Origin of the sequence: Nocardia sp. NPDC050413 (assembly GCF_040655475.1) — a bacterium.
GTDB classification, from domain to species: Bacteria; Actinomycetota; Actinomycetes; order Mycobacteriales; family Mycobacteriaceae; genus Nocardia; species Nocardia coubleae.
Window position 1 is genome coordinate 919142 of sequence record NZ_JBFAJZ010000001.1, and the last position, 15520, is coordinate 934661.

At 69.3% G+C, this 15520-nt stretch carries 16 protein-coding genes; 8 read left to right on the forward strand and 8 right to left on the reverse strand.

The window, feature by feature from the left end; translation table 11 throughout:
• Nucleotides 1-2: 2 nt before the first annotated feature.
• The 3 genes from AB0I19_RS04335 to AB0I19_RS04345 are packed head-to-tail and all read right to left on the reverse strand — an operon-like array spanning nucleotide 3 to nucleotide 2333.
• Nucleotides 3-590: a DUF3090 domain-containing protein gene (locus AB0I19_RS04335; protein ID WP_181695970.1), complete on the reverse strand. Its 588-nt coding sequence runs from the start codon at nucleotides 588-590 to the stop codon at nucleotides 3-5.
• A gap of 52 nt (nucleotides 591-642) precedes the next feature.
• Nucleotides 643-1359, reverse strand: a complete 717-nt coding sequence (locus tag AB0I19_RS04340) for a histidine phosphatase family protein (RefSeq protein WP_067490061.1) — start codon at nucleotides 1357-1359, stop codon at nucleotides 643-645.
• A 32-nt stretch (nucleotides 1360-1391) separates the two neighbouring features.
• Nucleotides 1392-2333, reverse strand: a complete 942-nt coding sequence (locus AB0I19_RS04345) for an undecaprenyl-diphosphate phosphatase (protein WP_357144261.1) — start codon at nucleotides 2331-2333, stop codon at nucleotides 1392-1394.
• A gap of 221 nt (nucleotides 2334-2554) precedes the next feature.
• Here AB0I19_RS04345 and AB0I19_RS04350 point away from each other — a divergent pair, with 221 nt between their 5' ends.
• The 4 genes from AB0I19_RS04350 to AB0I19_RS04365 all read left to right on the forward strand — a co-directional run bounded on the left by AB0I19_RS04350 (nucleotide 2555) and on the right by AB0I19_RS04365 (nucleotide 6813).
• Nucleotides 2555-3532, forward strand: coding sequence for an aldo/keto reductase (locus tag AB0I19_RS04350; RefSeq protein WP_357144263.1), 978 nt, complete (start codon nucleotides 2555-2557; stop codon nucleotides 3530-3532).
• A 17-nt stretch (nucleotides 3533-3549) separates the two neighbouring features.
• Nucleotides 3550-4563 (forward strand): ABC transporter substrate-binding protein, encoded by a 1014-nt coding sequence (locus tag AB0I19_RS04355; protein WP_357144266.1) that lies wholly within the window; start codon nucleotides 3550-3552, stop codon nucleotides 4561-4563.
• 214 nt (nucleotides 4564-4777) lie between these two features.
• Nucleotides 4778-5899: an iron ABC transporter permease gene (locus AB0I19_RS04360; RefSeq protein ID WP_357144268.1), complete on the forward strand. Its 1122-nt coding sequence runs from the start codon at nucleotides 4778-4780 to the stop codon at nucleotides 5897-5899.
• Nucleotides 5896-6813, forward strand: coding sequence for a heme ABC transporter ATP-binding protein (locus AB0I19_RS04365; protein ID WP_357144271.1), 918 nt, complete (start codon nucleotides 5896-5898; stop codon nucleotides 6811-6813). The genes AB0I19_RS04360 and AB0I19_RS04365 overlap by 4 nt, the downstream gene beginning before the upstream one ends.
• 106 nt (nucleotides 6814-6919) lie before the next feature.
• Here the strand turns inward: AB0I19_RS04365 and AB0I19_RS04370 are convergent, their stop codons facing one another.
• The 4 genes from AB0I19_RS04370 to AB0I19_RS04385 form a co-directional block, all read right to left on the reverse strand.
• Entirely contained in the window at nucleotides 6920-7852 is a 933-nt protein-coding gene (locus tag AB0I19_RS04370; RefSeq protein WP_357144273.1) for a hypothetical protein, read from the reverse strand.
• A gap of 116 nt (nucleotides 7853-7968) precedes the next feature.
• On the reverse strand, nucleotides 7969-10008 hold the full coding sequence (locus tag AB0I19_RS04375; RefSeq protein WP_357144276.1) for an MMPL family transporter: 2040 nt from the start codon (nucleotides 10006-10008) through the stop codon (nucleotides 7969-7971).
• 58 nt (nucleotides 10009-10066) lie between these two features.
• Nucleotides 10067-10597 (reverse strand): hypothetical protein, encoded by a 531-nt coding sequence (locus AB0I19_RS04380; protein ID WP_357144279.1) that lies wholly within the window; start codon nucleotides 10595-10597, stop codon nucleotides 10067-10069.
• A 6-nt stretch (nucleotides 10598-10603) separates the two neighbouring features.
• Entirely contained in the window at nucleotides 10604-10948 is a 345-nt protein-coding gene (locus AB0I19_RS04385; RefSeq protein WP_067638354.1) for a hypothetical protein, read from the reverse strand.
• 166 nt (nucleotides 10949-11114) lie between these two features.
• On the opposite strand from AB0I19_RS04385, the gene AB0I19_RS04390 reads away from it, so the two are divergent.
• The 3 genes from AB0I19_RS04390 to AB0I19_RS04400 are packed head-to-tail and all read left to right on the forward strand — an operon-like array spanning nucleotide 11115 to nucleotide 13425.
• Entirely contained in the window at nucleotides 11115-12110 is a 996-nt protein-coding gene (locus AB0I19_RS04390; RefSeq protein ID WP_357144282.1) for a hypothetical protein, read from the forward strand.
• A complete protein-coding gene (locus AB0I19_RS04395) occupies nucleotides 12110-12337 on the forward strand; it encodes a DUF5703 family protein (protein ID WP_067638350.1) in 228 nt (75 codons plus the stop codon). The genes AB0I19_RS04390 and AB0I19_RS04395 overlap by 1 nt, the downstream gene beginning before the upstream one ends.
• 8 nt (nucleotides 12338-12345) lie before the next feature.
• Nucleotides 12346-13425 (forward strand): quinone-dependent dihydroorotate dehydrogenase, encoded by a 1080-nt coding sequence (locus AB0I19_RS04400; RefSeq protein ID WP_067638349.1) that lies wholly within the window; start codon nucleotides 12346-12348, stop codon nucleotides 13423-13425.
• 3 nt (nucleotides 13426-13428) lie between these two features.
• Here AB0I19_RS04400 and AB0I19_RS04405 read toward each other — a convergent pair whose 3' ends face one another.
• The gene (locus AB0I19_RS04405; RefSeq protein WP_357144284.1) at nucleotides 13429-13815 is read right to left on the reverse strand and encodes a hypothetical protein; all 387 of its coding nucleotides are present in this window, start codon (nucleotides 13813-13815) and stop codon (nucleotides 13429-13431) included.
• A 215-nt stretch (nucleotides 13816-14030) separates the two neighbouring features.
• Between AB0I19_RS04405 and AB0I19_RS04410 the strand changes: the two genes are divergently transcribed.
• Nucleotides 14031-15512 carry a PfkB family carbohydrate kinase gene (locus tag AB0I19_RS04410; RefSeq protein WP_357144287.1) on the forward strand — a complete coding sequence of 494 codons (1482 nt, stop codon included), beginning with the start codon at nucleotides 14031-14033 and terminating at the stop codon, nucleotides 15510-15512.
• Nucleotides 15513-15520: the final 8 nt, after the last annotated feature.

Below are 15520 nucleotides of genomic sequence, written 5' to 3' on the forward strand. Positions count from 1 at the left end.
TCTCACTCCTCGTCGAGTTCGGCCGCACCGAAGATCTCGCCGCGCTTGTACCCGTTGGTGCGCACACACATGTGCCCGCGCGCCGACAGCGGTTCTCCGCACAGCGGGCACGGTGGGCGCCCGGCCGCGATCACCCGGGTGGAGCGCAACGCGAACTCCCGCGCCTGCATGGGGGTGAGGAACACGCGCACCGCGTCGGGGCCTTCGTCGGTGTCGTCGAGCACCACCGATTCGTCGACCTCGGTCTCGGTGATCGCCAGCAGTTCCACCACCACGGCGTTCGCGTCGGCATCCCAGCCCAGACCCATGGTGCCGACCCGGAATTCGGTGTCAATGGGAGTCGTCAGCGGCGCCACATCGGTGACGTCCTCACCTTCGGGCGGTACCTCGGCCCCGAAACGGCGCGCCACCTCGTCGAGCAGCAACCCCATCCGGTCGGCGAGCACCTTCACCTGCTGCTTCTCCAGCAGCACGCTGACCACGCGCGGTTCCTGCACGGCCTGCAGGTAGAACGAACGATCGCCCGGCTCGCCCACGGTCCCGGCGACGAAACGATCGGGGGTGCGGAATACATGGATTGCGCGTGACACATGCACCTCCTGATACGTGACCCTCAACGACACTCACGAACAACCTCCTGGTTCAAGGAGAATCGCGGTGTCTCACATTCCCATTATCCGCACTCGCTGTCCCGGGTACTTCCCCGCCGGGCAGCGGTGGCGGTGGTGTACCCGCGGACAGGGCCGACAGGTCGGCGCCGGTGTCGTTGAACTTCCACACCGACGGCCCGTGCGGGCTGTACCGGACCACACTGATCGAGGCCGGTTCCACCGCTATCCGCTGAAAACTGTCCAGATGCAGGCCGAGCGCGTCGGCCAGGATCGACTTGATGACATCGCCGTGCGCGCACGCCACCCACAGCACATCGCGCCCGGCCTTGTCGGCGAGGCGGCGTTCGGTGTCGCGGATCGCGGCCACCGCCCGCTGCTGCACCTGTGCCAGACCTTCACCACCGGGGAACACGGCACCGGAAGCGTGCCCCTGCACCACTTTCCACAACGGTTCGGTGAGCAGTTCGGCGATCGGGCGCCCGGTCCACTCGCCGTAGTCGACCTCGATGAGCCGTTCGTCGTGTTCGGGCTCGAGACCGAGTTTGTCGGCCAGCGGGGCGACGGTGCGCTGACAGCGCAGCAGCGGTGAGCTGGCGATGTGTTCGATCGGCAGGGTGGCGAGCCGGTCGGCGACCGCGGCGGCCTGTTCGGTACCACGCTCGGTGAGCTCCACACCGGGTGCGCGCCCAGCGAGGGTGCGCGCGGTGTTGGAGGTGGACACTCCGTGCCGGAGCAGGATCACCGTCATGGGACCAGCCTAACCATCAGCGGGCCGCGGGCTCAGGTGGCGGAGACGACACCCGCGGCGAGCAGGCCCATCACCGTCAGGCCGAGGATGATCCGGTAGCCGACGAACCAGTAGAAGGAATGCTTGCCGACGAACTTGAGCAGCCACGCCACCGAGGCATAGCCGACGACGAAGGCGAGGACGGTCGCGACCAGCAGTTGCGGGCCGCTGGCGTTGAGTCCCTCACCGGCCGGTTCGAAGGCGTCGGGCAGGCTGAACAGGCCCGACGCGGTGACGGCGGGAATGGCGAGCAGGAAAGAGAACCGCACCGCCGCTTCCCGTTTCAGGCCGAGGAACAGGCCCGCGGTCGAGGTGGCGCCGGAGCGCGACACACCCGGGATCAGGGCGAGGCACTGGGCCAGGCCCATGATGATGCCGTCGCGGGTGGTGAGCTGTTCGATCGGGCGGGCCTTCTTGCCGTAGTACTCACCGGCTGCGATCACCAGCGCGAACGCCACCAGCATGAACGACACCAGCCACAGGTTGCGTGCCCCGGTACGGATCTCGTCCTTGAACAGGTAGCCGAGCACACCGATCGGAATGGTGGCGATGATGACGTACCAGCCGATGCGGTAGTCCAGCTCGCGCTGGGTGTCGCGTTCGTGGGCTTCGCGGGCGCTGCGGTCCATCACCGGAAGTTTGGTCGTCACCCGGTCACCGACGGCCACCTCACGCTGCGAGCGTTCGCGCCATCGCATCCCGAGGGTAGTGAACCAGGCGATCAGGATGCGCCAGATGTCCCTGGCGAAGTACACCAGGACCGCGGCCTCGGTGCCGAGCTGGGTGACGGCGGTGAACGACGCGCCCGCGTCGTCACCGAAGAACACACCCGAGACGATGCGCAGGTGTCCGGAGGAGGAGATCGGCAGGAACTCCGTGAGCCCCTGCACCAGTCCGAGTACCAATGCCTGGAACCAGGTCATCGACTCGCCCACCACATCCTCCTACCACTTCTCGCGCCCGAAAGATCGCGTCCTCCTGGGCTTTTGATTGCTCGCCCGGCCGTGTGGGCCCGCGATCCCGCAGCGACCCTACCCGTCGGGCCGGATCGGTGTCGTCGGCCCACCGGTGAACCCGACTCGCACCGGGTCGGCGCGGCGGTGACGGCCACGCCGCGCATTAGGCTGGGCGCCGTGACGAAAGCACGGGCGCGGTGATGGAACAGCGAACGGTGGGACGAAGCGGACTGCGGGTGTCGCGGATCGGGTTGGCGACCCACACCTGGGGCACCCATACCGACGCCGAGGAGGCCTCGGTGCAGCTGGCGGCGTTCGCCGATGCCGGGGGAACGCTCATCGACCTCTCCCCCGTCTACGGTGACGGCGCCGCGCATCAGATCCTGGCCGGGTTGCTCGGTGAGGTGGTCTCGCGCGAGGACGTGGTGCTCAGCGGGTGTGCGGGTGTGGTGACCCACAAGCCGGGCGCGGGAGTGGGCGACACGGTTCCCGCACCGGCCGCGGTCGGCCCCGTCGTCGACACGTCACGGCGGACCCTGCTGCGCCAGCTCGACCGCACACTCGCCGACCTCGGCACCGACCATCTCGACACCTTCAGCATCGCCGCCTGGGACCCCTACACCCCGCTCGAGGAGGTCGCGGCCACCCTCGAGACGGTGCTCGCCACCGGACGGGCCAGGTACGCGGGCGTGCGCGGCCTCAGCGCCTGGCAGCTGGCGAGCCTGGCCGCGATCGGCCCGGTCACGGCCGCGCAGACACCGTATTCGCTGCTGGCGCGCGCCCCCGAGAACGACGTGATTCCGGCCGCACGCCATCACGGGGTGGGGATCATCGCTTCGGCGCCGCTGGCCGGTGGCATCCTCACCGGCAAATACAGCGACGGTGTGCCCGCCGATTCGCGCGGTGCCGACGAGTCGACGGCCGCCGAGATCCGCCGCCGCCTCGACGACGACCGCGCGACCCGGGTCGTCGATGCGCTGGTCACCGCCGCCGACGGGCTCGGTACTTCGCCGCTGGCGGTGGCGCTGGCCTGGATCCGGGACCGGCCGGGTATCGCGAGCATGATCGTCGGCGCCCGCGATATCGGTCAGCTCACCGGTGTGCTGGCCGCCGAAACCCTGGAACTGCCGCGGGCGATCGCGGCCGCCCTCGACGATGTGAGCGCCCGTTCGGAATGATGGCTAGCCTTACCTGCATGAAACTGCGTGGTGTGCTGACGGCGATGCTGGCGGCGACGGTCCTCACGGGCGCCGTCGCCTGCACCGGAAGCAATCCTGCATCGACTGCACAAACCCGTGGGCCGGTGACCGCCCAGTTCGCCGACCTCGACCCTGTCCCGATCGGGCCCGCACCCACGCCGAAGATGCCCGCGACCGCGCGCTCGTTCGACGGCACCGAGGTGACGGTCACCGACGCCTCGCGCATCATCGCCGTCGACCGGTACGGCACGCTCGCCCAGACCGTGTGGGCGCTCGGTCTCGGAGACAACCTCGTCGGGCGAAGCACCTCCGCCTCGTTCCCCGCCGTCGCCGACGTGCCGAACGTGGCGGGCGGCAACGGCAGTCTCAGCGTCGAAGCGGTGCTCGCCCTTCGTCCGTCGGTGTTCCTCACCGACACCACCAGCGCCGCGCCCGCTGTGCGCGACCAGCTGCGCGCGGCCGGTGTGACGGTCGTGTACTTCGACCCCGACCGCAGCATGGACGGTGTGGTCCCGCAGATCGAGGCCGTCGCGACGGCCCTCGGGGTCCCTGACGCGGGCCGCGCGCTGGGGCAGCGCACTCGTGACGAGATCGCCGCCGCCACCGCCCGCGTGCCCTCCGCCGACCCGAAACCCAAGATCGCGTTCCTGTACCTGCGCAGCGCCGCGATCACCATGATGGCCGGCCCGGGTTCCGGTGCCGATTCGCTGATCACCGCGGTGGGCGGGGTCGACGCGGGGACCTCGGCCGGGCTGCGCGAGCCGTTCACCGCGATCACGAGTGAGGCGATGATCGCCGCGTCGCCCGATGTGCTGCTGGTGATGACGGACGGTCTGAAGTCGGTGGGCGGGGTCGACGGCTTGGTGAAGGTGCCCGGCATCGCCCAGACGCCCGCCGGGCGGGATCGGCGCGTGGTCGACATGTCCGACGCGGTGGTGCTGAGCTTCGGCCCCAACACCGGCCGGGTGATCTCGGCGCTGTCCGATGCCATCTACGGGAAGACGTCATGACCCCGCGAGCAGCAGGAGTGACCTGCCGGGCGCGTGTCCTCCAGCCGGTTGACCCGGTCGTTCGGCGCACCCGGCGATGCCCGGAGTTCGAACGTCTGGCGCCGGTTACCCGCGCAGCGCCGGGCGGTGGCGATAGCTCTCGCACTCGACAGCCAGGGCGGCGTCGTCGCCCGATGACGACTGAGCCTTCCCGCGACGAGCACCGAGACGTCGCATGAGTGACGCCCCGGAGCTGATCAAGTCCGCCGATCCGGCGCGGATCACCGATGCGACGCCTGACCCGCTGCCGCGTCCGCGGCACCGCGCTACCCGGGTGACGGTGGTGTTCGTGGTCGCACTGGCCGCACTGGTGATCCTGGCAGTCGTATCGGCGGTGCTCGGACAGGTGCCGACCACCGCCGCGGAGGTGGTCGGCAGCGTCGCGCACCGGATCGGACTGGATTTCGGGCCGATGCCCGCACACCCGGCCGGCGAGGTAACGCTGTGGGAGGTGCGTTTCCCCCGCGTGGTGCTGGCCATCCTGGTCGGGGCGGTCCTCGCGACAGCGGGTGCATTGTTGCAGGGCGTGTTCGCCAACCCCCTGGCCGAACCGGGCGTGATCGGGGTATCCGCCGGTGCGGCGGTCGGTGCGGGCACGGTGATCGTGATCGGTGGCGCGTTCGTCGCCGCCTGGTCGATCGCGGCGGCCGCGTTCGTCGCCGGGCTCGTCACGACGGCGCTGGTCTATGTGCTTTCCCGTTCGGGTGGGCGCACCGAGGTGGTGACGTTGATTCTCACCGGTGTGGCGATCAACGCGTTCGCCGGTGGTCTCATCGCGCTGCTGCTGTTCATCGCCACCCCCGCCGCCCGGGATCAGATCGTGTTCTGGCAGCTGGGCAGTCTCAACGGCGCCACCTGGCCGTCGGTCGCCGTCGTCGCCACCCTCGCCGCGAGCGGAATCCTGGCCGCCGTGCTCATCGCGCCGCGCCTTGATCTGCTGGCGCTGGGGGATTCCGCGGCCCGTCACCTCGGTGTCGACGTGGAGCGGCTGCGCAGGCAGGTGATCGTGGTGGTCGCCGTGCTCACCGCCGCGGGTGTGGCGTTCAGCGGCATCATCTTGTTCGTCGGCTTGATCGTGCCGCATGTGGTGCGGATGCTCGTCGGGCCGGGGCACCGGGTCCTCGTGCCACTCAGCGCCGTCGTCGGAGCGGTGGTGTTGCTCGGTGCCGACGTCGCCGCGCGCACCCTGGTCCGCAATGCCGACCTGCCCCTCGGCATGCTGACCTCACTGATCGGCGGCCCGTTCTTCTTCTGGCTGCTGCGCCGCACCAGGGCCAAGGCCGGAGGTTGGGGATGAGCACACCGAGCCCGTCCGCTTCCCGCCCGGTACTCGACCGAACGGCCGCGAGTACCCCGGTTCAGCGGCGGAAGGCGACGTCGTGGCGGTCGCTGTTCGCCCGCACTCCCGATGTTCCCGCGCGCCCGGGACCGGGCACCGTCACGCTGCGGGCGACGGATCTCACCGTGCGCCGTGGGGATCGCACGGTTTTGGAGGACGTCGACTTCCGGGTGGCGGCCGGTGAGATCGTCGCGCTGGTCGGACCCAACGGCGCGGGCAAGTCGAGCCTGCTCGCCGCCTTGGCCGGTGAGCTGGAGCCCACCTCGGGCACGGTGAAACTCGAAGGCCACGCCCTGTCGCACTGGACCCATGCCGACATGGCCCGGCGCCGCGCGGTGCTGCCGCAATCGCACACCGTCGGCTTCCCGTTCACGGCTCGCGAGGTCGTCGCCATGGGCCGCGCGCCGTGGCTGCACACGCCCGCCGCCGACCGCGACGACGAACTGATCGCCGCCGCCCTGGCCGCCACCGACGTCACCCACCTCGCCGCCCGCACCTTTCCCGCCCTGTCCGGCGGTGAACGCGCCCGCGTCGCCCTGGCCCGGGTCCTCGCCCAGGACACCGCAACCCTGCTGCTGGACGAACCCACCGCCGCCCTCGACATCGGCCATCAGGAAGCGGTACTCCGGCTCGCCGCCGACCGTGCCGCCGAGGGCTCGGCGGTGGTCGTCGTCGTGCACGACCTCGGGGTGGCCGCGGCCTACGCCGACCGCGTCACCGTCCTCGACGAGGGCCGGGTCGCCGCCGACGGCCCACCCCGGCAAGTCCTCACCCGCGACCTGCTGACCAAGATCTACCGACACCCGGTCGACGTCTTCGACCACCCCGTCACCGGCCTGCAACTGGTCCTGCCCGACCGCACCCGCCCCTGAACCACCACTCGCACCACGCTGCGACGAAGGCGCCTGCCGTAACCGAGCTCCGCACCCGCTACAACGGCCGACAGGTCGCAGACCGGTGTAACCGGCGGGGCTGGTCCTACCGGAAACCGCCGCCGAATCCACCGGAGAAACCACCACCGGAACAGCCGGAGTAGCCACCACCTCCGTCGCCCCCATAGGTGCTGGAGGGGCCGTAATACTTCCCGGATCGTCGCGGCCTGCTCGGATCGTGTGGATGCGGATCGATCAGCTCACCGGTCAGCGCCTGCCAGCCTTCGGCCTCACTCGAATACCTGTCCGTCAGTGCCCGTCGGGTTTCGGCACCCCACGACACCTGCGTATACGGGTGGTGTTCGCGCTCGGCACGCAAGGCTTCCTGAACTTCGGCCACGGTCAGTTCGCCCTGCGCCCCGAGGATGGCGTCCAGTGTGGACAGGTAGATCCAGAAAGTTCGCGCATTCGAGTAGTCGGTGATCTCGTAGGCCCACTGCGCCCCGGTGGCGGCGTCCAGCGCCGCTGCACGACGCGAACGGATGCGCTCTCGCTCACGCTCTCGTTCTTCCTCGCGCCGCCGCTGTTCCTCTTCGATGCGTTGCCGTGTGCGTCGGTGCTCTTCTTCGAGGAATTCGGTCAGGTCGCCGGTACGTTGCTTGTACTCCGCGATCACCCGGCGGAACTCGGCGCGCAGTTCGGCCGCGTGCGTGTCGTAGTTCGCGCGCAGCCGCCGGTTTCTGCGCGCGTACCGCAGCGACCACAACAGGGTCCCGCCTAGTGGCGGCTCGAGGTGCGCACCCACTTCCCGTGCGCGGGCCTGTAATTCGCTGATGGCGCCGAGCAGGTCCTCGGTCGCCGAACGCCACCGGTCGTAGTCGCTGCCGGAGACCGTGGTGTCCGGGTACGCATCCGATCGGAAACCCGGATCGCTCACGCACGCGAGATAGTCGTGGTCCCGGATCAGTACACCGATCACATCGAGGCGCCGATTCTCGACCAGGTTCGCCAGCGTGCTCACGTGTACCGTGCGGCCCATACCTCATTGTGACAGAACTACGTTGTCCGACACGGCCTTTCACTCGGGTCGATCCAACATGATGACCCCGTGGTCGACCGCACCCTCCGCGCCGTGGCCGACCGCCGGGTTCTCCCTCACCGCCAGATGATCTTGAGCAGCGCGGGGGTGAGCACCATGCGGATGATCGTGGCGTCGATGATGAGCGCGACGATCATCCCGTAGGCGATGTACTTCATCAGCACCAGGTCGGAGAACCCGAACGCACCGGTCACCACGATGAGGATCGCGGCGGCCGAGGTGATGACCCCACCGGTGTGGGCGACGCCGTAGCGGATCGACTCGGTGGCATCGGCACCGGACGCGCGTTTCTCCGCGATGCGTGAGAGCAGGAATACCTCGTAGTCGGTGGACAACCCGAAGATGACCGTCACGATCAACGCGACCACCGCGAACATCAACGGCCCCGGCGTGAAGTCGAAGACCCCGGCCCCGTGCCCTTCCACGAAGATCCAGGTCAGCACACCCAAGGTCGACACCAGACTGAGCGCACTCATCGCCACGGCCTTCACCGCCAGGATCACCGACCGGAACGCCACGATCATCAAGGCCAGGGCGGCGGCGACGAGAATCGCCAACAGCAGTGGCAGCCCGTCGATCAACCCGTTGATGCTGTCGCGTTCCAGCGCCGGAATGCCGGCGACCATGATCTCGACACCGGGTGGGGCGGGCAGGGCACGTAAGGAGTCGATCACCCGGTCGGCGTCGCGTTTGTCTCCGAGCCCGGCCGAGAGCACGTTCACATCGTTCTTCGTCGGCGCGGCCGGTTCGAAGCGCCCGGTCAGACCCGGAATCTGGTTGGCCTCGAACCGGATGTCACCGAGCTGCTGCGGTGAGGCACCGACCACGACGAGCTTCAACGGCTCGGTGCGGAAGCCGGGGAACAGCCGGTCGAAATCCTCCTGCGCCACCCGCGCCGGATTGTCGGCGGCCAGATACTTCTCGCTGATCCCACCGAACTCGATGTGGCGCAATGGAATACTGAGTGCCAGCAGTCCGAGCACGATGGGGATCACCACCGCCCAGGGCCTGCGCATCGCCCAGATCGCCAGGCGGGAGAAGAATCCGGCGTCGATCTCGGCTTCGGTCTGACTGCGGGAGAACCGCTTCCAGCCCAGCCAGTCGATACGCCGCCCCGCGATGCTCAACGCGGCGGGCAGCGCGGTCACCGACAGCACCGCCGCCAGCATCACCGCCGAGATGCCACCGTAGGGCACCGAGCGCAGCACCCCGTTGGGAAAGATGAACAGCGCGCCGAGGCTGAGCGCGATGATGCCCGCCGAGAACTGCACCGTGCGCCCGGCGGTCGCCACGGTGCGCGCGGTCGCTTCTTCCACGCTGCGCCCGGCGGCCAGCTCCTCCCGGAATCTGGTCACCGTGAACAGCCCGTAGTCGATCGCCAATCCGAGACTGACCAGCGTCATCACGGCGCTGGCGAACACATTGACCTCGATGTGGTCGGTGAGCGCCCGCAGCATCCCCGAGGTGCCGAGGATGGTGAGCCCACCGATCAGCACCGGCAGCAACGCACCGATCACCCCACCGAACACGAAGTACAGCAGGATCGCCACGATCGGCAACGCGATGATCTCCGCGCGCCGGATGTCGTGCTGCATCCCGATGTTGATCCCCTCGACCACCGGCTGCAACCCGGCCAGCTGCACCGTCGTCCCACCGGGTCCGCCGCCGGGCACCCCGGCGTTCAGGTGCGGTTTGAGTGCCAGGTAGTTGTTGACCGTTGCCGTGCCGCCGCCACCGGCCAGCCCGATGCTGGCGAAGGCGTGCTGTTTGGTCGGGTCGGAGGCGTTCGCCGAGAACGGGCTGTCCCAGTAGCTGTCGATCTTGTGGATGCGCTCGCCGTGCTCGGCCCGTAAACCGTTGAGGGCGGCCAGAACCGGGCCCCGCACCGCCGGATCGTCGACGGTGGCGCCTGCGGGGGCGGTGTAGATGACGATGAGGTCGCCGTCGGTGTCGCGCCCGAAGGTGTCGTCGGCCAGTTTCGACGCCGCGACCGACTGGCTGTCCTCGTCGAACCAGCCCTCCTGGGTGTAGCGACCGGCCAGGTCACGGCCGTACCACCCGGAGATCGCCACCGCGAGGACGAACAACCCGAGCACGAGAAAACGATGCCGGTGGACGAAACGCCCCCACCGCATCGACCGCGATTCCCGCATCTCAGCCGCAGGCGGCGGTGCGGTAGTCGGCCGAGCGCAGGATGCCGCACAGATCGGTGCGCGAGATCTTCCACTTCCCGTCGATCAGCACGAAATGCACGATGGTGGTGCGGACATTGGTGCCCGAACCGTCCTTGTCCAGGCGCATGGTCGCGGTGAGCGTGCCGTCGCGGTTGTCGAACACCGGGTCCACGACCCCGTACACGGCGTGCGGGTTGTCGCGCAGCGCCTTGTACATGTCGGGGATCGCGTCCTTGAACGCGGCGCCGTCCTCGATGAGAGCGGTGCGTTCGTCGTCGGGCAGGTTGGGGTCGAGCGCGCGTTTGATCTGCGCGTCGAGTTCGGCGGCGGTCGGCAGCGGCACATTGGCCTTGCTCGACGAGATCGCGACCGAGGAGGACAGGGAGGCGTTGGCCGAGGACCGTGCGGCGTCGACCGAGGCCTCGTCGGTCCCACCGCAGGCGGTGAGGACGACGAGGGCCGTGAGGCAGGCGGTGGCCGCAGCGGCCCTGGCGAAAAGTGTGGAAGACATCACCATCTACATACCATCAATGACGGCACCGATCCGGCCGAGGATGCCGCGAACACTGGTTTCGGGCCGATGAACGGGTTGCGCGTGTTCGATCAGGTCGCGCACGAACGCGACGACGCTTCGCTCGTCGTCGAGGTCGATATCGGTGACCTGTGCGCCGGCCTGCGCCACCACATCGGCCGAGCCGGGCACGGTTTCGCCCAGGTCGGGACGGTATATCTGGACGGTCAAGGTGGCGCGCCTGGTGCGGAAGGCGAAGGGCCGACCGTCGTCGGTGGTACCGAAACCGTGGGCGAACGGGCCGAGTGAGAGGTCATCGATACCGAAACCCGACGCGGTGGGCTCGGTCATCGTGTGTTCTCCTGCCGCTGCGAGGGGCGATCAGTTGTCGACACGTCAACAGTAACGCGCGTCACCGACGTCGCGGCGCGGGCCACCCGGTCGGAGCTACTGGTGAGTCATCATGGTCAGATGGTGATCTGCGGTCATCTCGTGCGGAATTGAAGGAGTTCGGTGCATGCGCCTTCGTGGCTCGGTCGCCTCGACGTTGCTGGCGGCACTTGTGGTGGCCACCGGTTGCGCGGGTGAGGACAGCGGTCCCTCTGTGCCGACCAGGGAACCGGCGACCGCCGCGGTCTCGCCCGTCGTGGCAGGTGTCCCGGCCGGGAGTGTCACGCCGCTTCCGGCAACGAAAGCGCTACTGGCCGAACGGGCGACCGGTCGGCTCGCCGCGCTCGACACCGCGGGCACGACGCTCGCCCTGATCGACTCGGCGGGCACCCAGCGGGTCACCCTGCCCGTCGCGGGCACCGCCCTGGCGCAGGGGACGGCCGGAGAGGTGCTCGTCGCCGCCGACCGCCGGGTACTGCGTGTGCGTGCCGATTCGGGCGCGGTCACCGAACTGCCCGTCGAGGGTGACGTGCGCAGTGTGCAGATCCGGCCCGACGCGAGCCTGGTCGTGGGCACCGCCGACGGCACCGTGCGCGTCCTCGATCCCACCGGCGCCGTCACCCGCACCGTCACCGGTCTGGTCTCGGCCGACGCGCTCGCGGTCACCGGCGACGACATCACCGTCCTGGACCGCAGCCAGACGGCCGTCGTCGGTGTCGGCACCGACGCGCTCGGCCTGATGCTGCGCGCGGGCGACGGCGCGACCAACGCCATGGCCGACCCGCACGGCCGCATCGTCGTCGCCGACACCGACGGCGGTGAACTGCTCGTCTACTCGGCCGGTCCGCTCGTGCTGCGTCAGCGTTTCCCGGTAGCATCGGCGCCTTACGCCCTGGCCTACGATCCGCGCTCGGACACGGTCTGGGTGTCGTGCACAGAGAGCAACGAGGTCGTCGGGTACGACCTGTCGACCGGCATCGGTATCGAGGTCGACCGCTTGACCACCGTGCGTCAGCCCGACGCGATCGCCGTCGACGAACGCACCGGCGACCTGTTCGTCGCCTCGGCCGCGGGCGAGGGTCTGCAGCGGATCGGGGCCGGACAGCGGAAGAGAGGGTTGTGATGGCGACTCCCCCGAGCTGGGAGACCAGCAACGACGATTACGAATACGTGCCGCTTCGCCTGCCACCGGAGGTCACCCGGGTCTCCGCCTCCATGCGGTTGGCCATCCAGGCCGAATTCGGTGGCTGGGAACTGTCGCGGGTGCGCGCCTACACCGACGGCAGCCGCCGGGTGTTGTTGCGCCGCCGCAAGACCGCCGTCCTCCCTGTGCCCGAACCCGGATTGTGAGCCGACCCATGTACGCCCTGCTATTACGTTTGATGTTCCTGATCCCGCCGGAGCGGGTGCACCACCTGGTGTTCGCGGCCCTGCGGTTCGCGACCTGGTTCCCGCCCACTCGGTGGCTGGCGCGCAAGCTCACCGTCGTCGAGGACCCGATCCTGGCGACCACCGCGTTCGGTGTCGATTTCCCCGCGCCGCTCGGGTTGGCCGCCGGTTTCGACAAGAACGCCGACGGCGCGAATACCTGGGGGTCGCTCGGTTTCGGGTTCGCCGAGATCGGTACCGTCACCGCCCAGGCCCAGCCCGGTAATCCGGCGCCGCGCCTGTTCCGGGTGTCGGCCGATCGCGGCCTGATCAACCGCATGGGTTTCAACAATCACGGCGCGGCCGCCGCGGCCGCCCGCCTGCACGGCGCGCACCCCACGGTGCCGATCGGCGCGAACATCGGTAAGACCAAGGTCGTCGAACCCGATGCGGCCGCAGCCGATTACGCGACCAGCGCGCGCCTGCTCGGTCCGCTGGCCGACTTCGTCGTGGTCAATGTGTCCTCCCCCAACACCCCCGGCCTGCGCGATCTACAGGCGGTCGAATCGTTGCGCCCGATCCTGGCGGCCGTGCTCGAGGTGGTGTCGGTGCCGGTGCTGGTGAAGATCGCCCCCGACCTGTCCGACGACGACATCGACGCCGTCGCCGACCTCGCCGTCGAGCTGGGTCTGGCCGGCATCGTCGCCACCAACACCACCATCCGCCGCGACGGCCTGAAGACTCCCGCCGCCGAGGTCGAGGCGATGGGCGCGGGCGGGCTGTCCGGCGCCCCGGTGGCCGAGCGTTCCCTGCAGGTCCTGCGCCGCCTCTACGCCCGCGTGGGCGACAAGCTCGTCCTGATCTCGGTGGGCGGTATCGAAACCCCCGAGCAGGCCTGGGAGCGCATCCTCGCCGGTGCCACCCTGCTGCAGGGCTACACCGGTTTCATCTACGGCGGCCCCTTCTGGACCACCCGCATCCATCGCGGCATCGCCGCCAACCTGCGCGCGGGCGGTTTCACCTCGCTGGCCCAAGCCGTCGGCGCCGAACACCGCACCGCGAAGGCCTGAGCCTCAGCCGTAGTACACATTCCGCGCACGGTCGCCGTGCGGCAGTTTCGGCGGCCCCCACCCGACCCGGCGGTCGGGTGGGTCGTGGAACGATTCGCCCGCGGGTTCGCGTCCGGCGCGGGCGTCGAGCCGTTTGGCCAGTTTGATCAGCGCCTGCTGCCACATCATGCCGAGGATGTCGGCGCGGGCGCTGATCTCGGCGTGGGCGATGCGGTCGTAGGCCATGCCGAGATCGCTGACGAGTTCGTCCAGTTCCATGCCCGCGCGAGCCTGTTCCGTGGTGAGCAGATGGCCGGGCAACCAGCTCAGGATCCAGGAATCGGGGCCGACGCGTTCGGCGTATTCCGGTGTGCGGTCGCTGCGCATGGTGTCGTCGGTGCGGAAAATCATCGCGGACCTGCCTTCCCCGGCGGGCGCTTCACCTGTCCGGGTGTCCGGCGGGGCGGGCGCTCCCCCGTAACCCAGTGTGGCATTTGCCTTTTGTCCGGGTCAATTGCCATTGTAGAGAGGTAATTGCCGCAAACCGGGCGTGGCAAACCCGGCATTGTGGCGATCGCAGTCCGGCGACCGCGTGGTCGCGGGTCGTCAGGTGACGGGAGGCAGACATGTCGATGGTTCCCCAAGACGCCCGTGTCGCCGCTATCCGCAGCATTCTCACCCGCCTCGGCAAATACTCCGGCCTGAGCGCGGAACGCTTGCGCCACACCGAAATCGACGCCGCGCCGCTGCTCGAGCTGCTGTCGGTGCGCAGGCACGCCAGGCGCACCGGTGACAGTGTCGAAGCCGCGATCCTGCCCGTGGTGCGCGAGGTCGCCCAGTGGCTCGCCCCGACCGATCGGCTCATCGTCGATGCCGCCCTGTGTCTGGGGTTGTGGCGGGACCGGCCGGGCGTCGGTGTCGATGTCGATCGCCTGTATGCGGACAACCTCGGCGAACGTCGAGAGGCCTTGACCGAACAGTGGGTCGCGTTGCACACCCTGCTCGATGTCGACCCGATCCCCGAGACTCCCACCGTCAAACGCCTGCGCACCGTCGCCGAACACGCCGCGTTCACCGCGCTGGCCGGGTTGCTCGCCGCCGACTCGGGCTATCCGATGGCTCAGCCCGCCACACCCGCGCCGACCGCGCCGCCGCCCGCCCAGCGCGGGGTGGTGACGGTGTTCGGTGACGCGGTGATCGACCACCTGTACCGGGTGGACGACTTTCCCACCGCGACCAGCGCGGCCAGCGGCAGCTTCACCGGTCATCCCGGCGGCAAAGGCCTCAACCGGGCGGTCGCGGCGGCCCGGCTCGGTATCGACGTGCACCTGGTGTGCGCGGTCGGTGACGACGAGTACGGCCGCCGCATCCGTGAGTTCCTCGAAACCGAGCGCGTGCACCTGGATCTGGTGAAGGTGGTCCTGTTCGCGCCGTCGCTGGTGACCGCCGTCGTGCTGGCTCCCAACGGCGAATCGCGGATGATCGGCTGCCGCGACACCCGCGTGCAGTTGCAGGACGAGGACCTGCACCGCCCCGAGCTGCGTGCCGCCCTCGGGTCCTCGGATGTGGTGATCCTGAGTTTCGAGCAGCCCCCGGCGCTGATCGAACAGGTGCTGGCCACGGTGTCGCAGCTGCAACCCAAACCGCCCGTGATCGTGTGTCCCACCCCGTCGATGCCGGTTCCCCAAGGGCTGTACCAGCATTTCGGCGCCGTCGACTACCTCGTCGGTACGGCCGCCGAACTCGCCGCGCTGCTGCCCGACGTGCCCGCCGAGTCCGGTGACGACATCGCCCGGTTACTGCGCGGGCTCGGCGTCGGCACCGTGTGCACGGTCGAGAACTTCCAGTGCGTGGTCGCCTCCGACACGGTGAACACCGTCATCGACCACTTCCCGCAGGTGCTCAAGGCCTCCGTCGGTGCGGCGGCGGCGTTCACCGGGGCGCTGGCGCATCGGCTGGTGAACAGCCGAACCGCGCTCACCGCAGCCGATTTCGCGTGGGCCACCGCCGCGATGATTCCTACCCAGAAGCTGGGTGCGGTCGCGGTGACCATGCCCGGTGTCGACGACATCGACCGCATCGTGCGCCTGTACGCGCCGCGCACCTGATCCGGGGG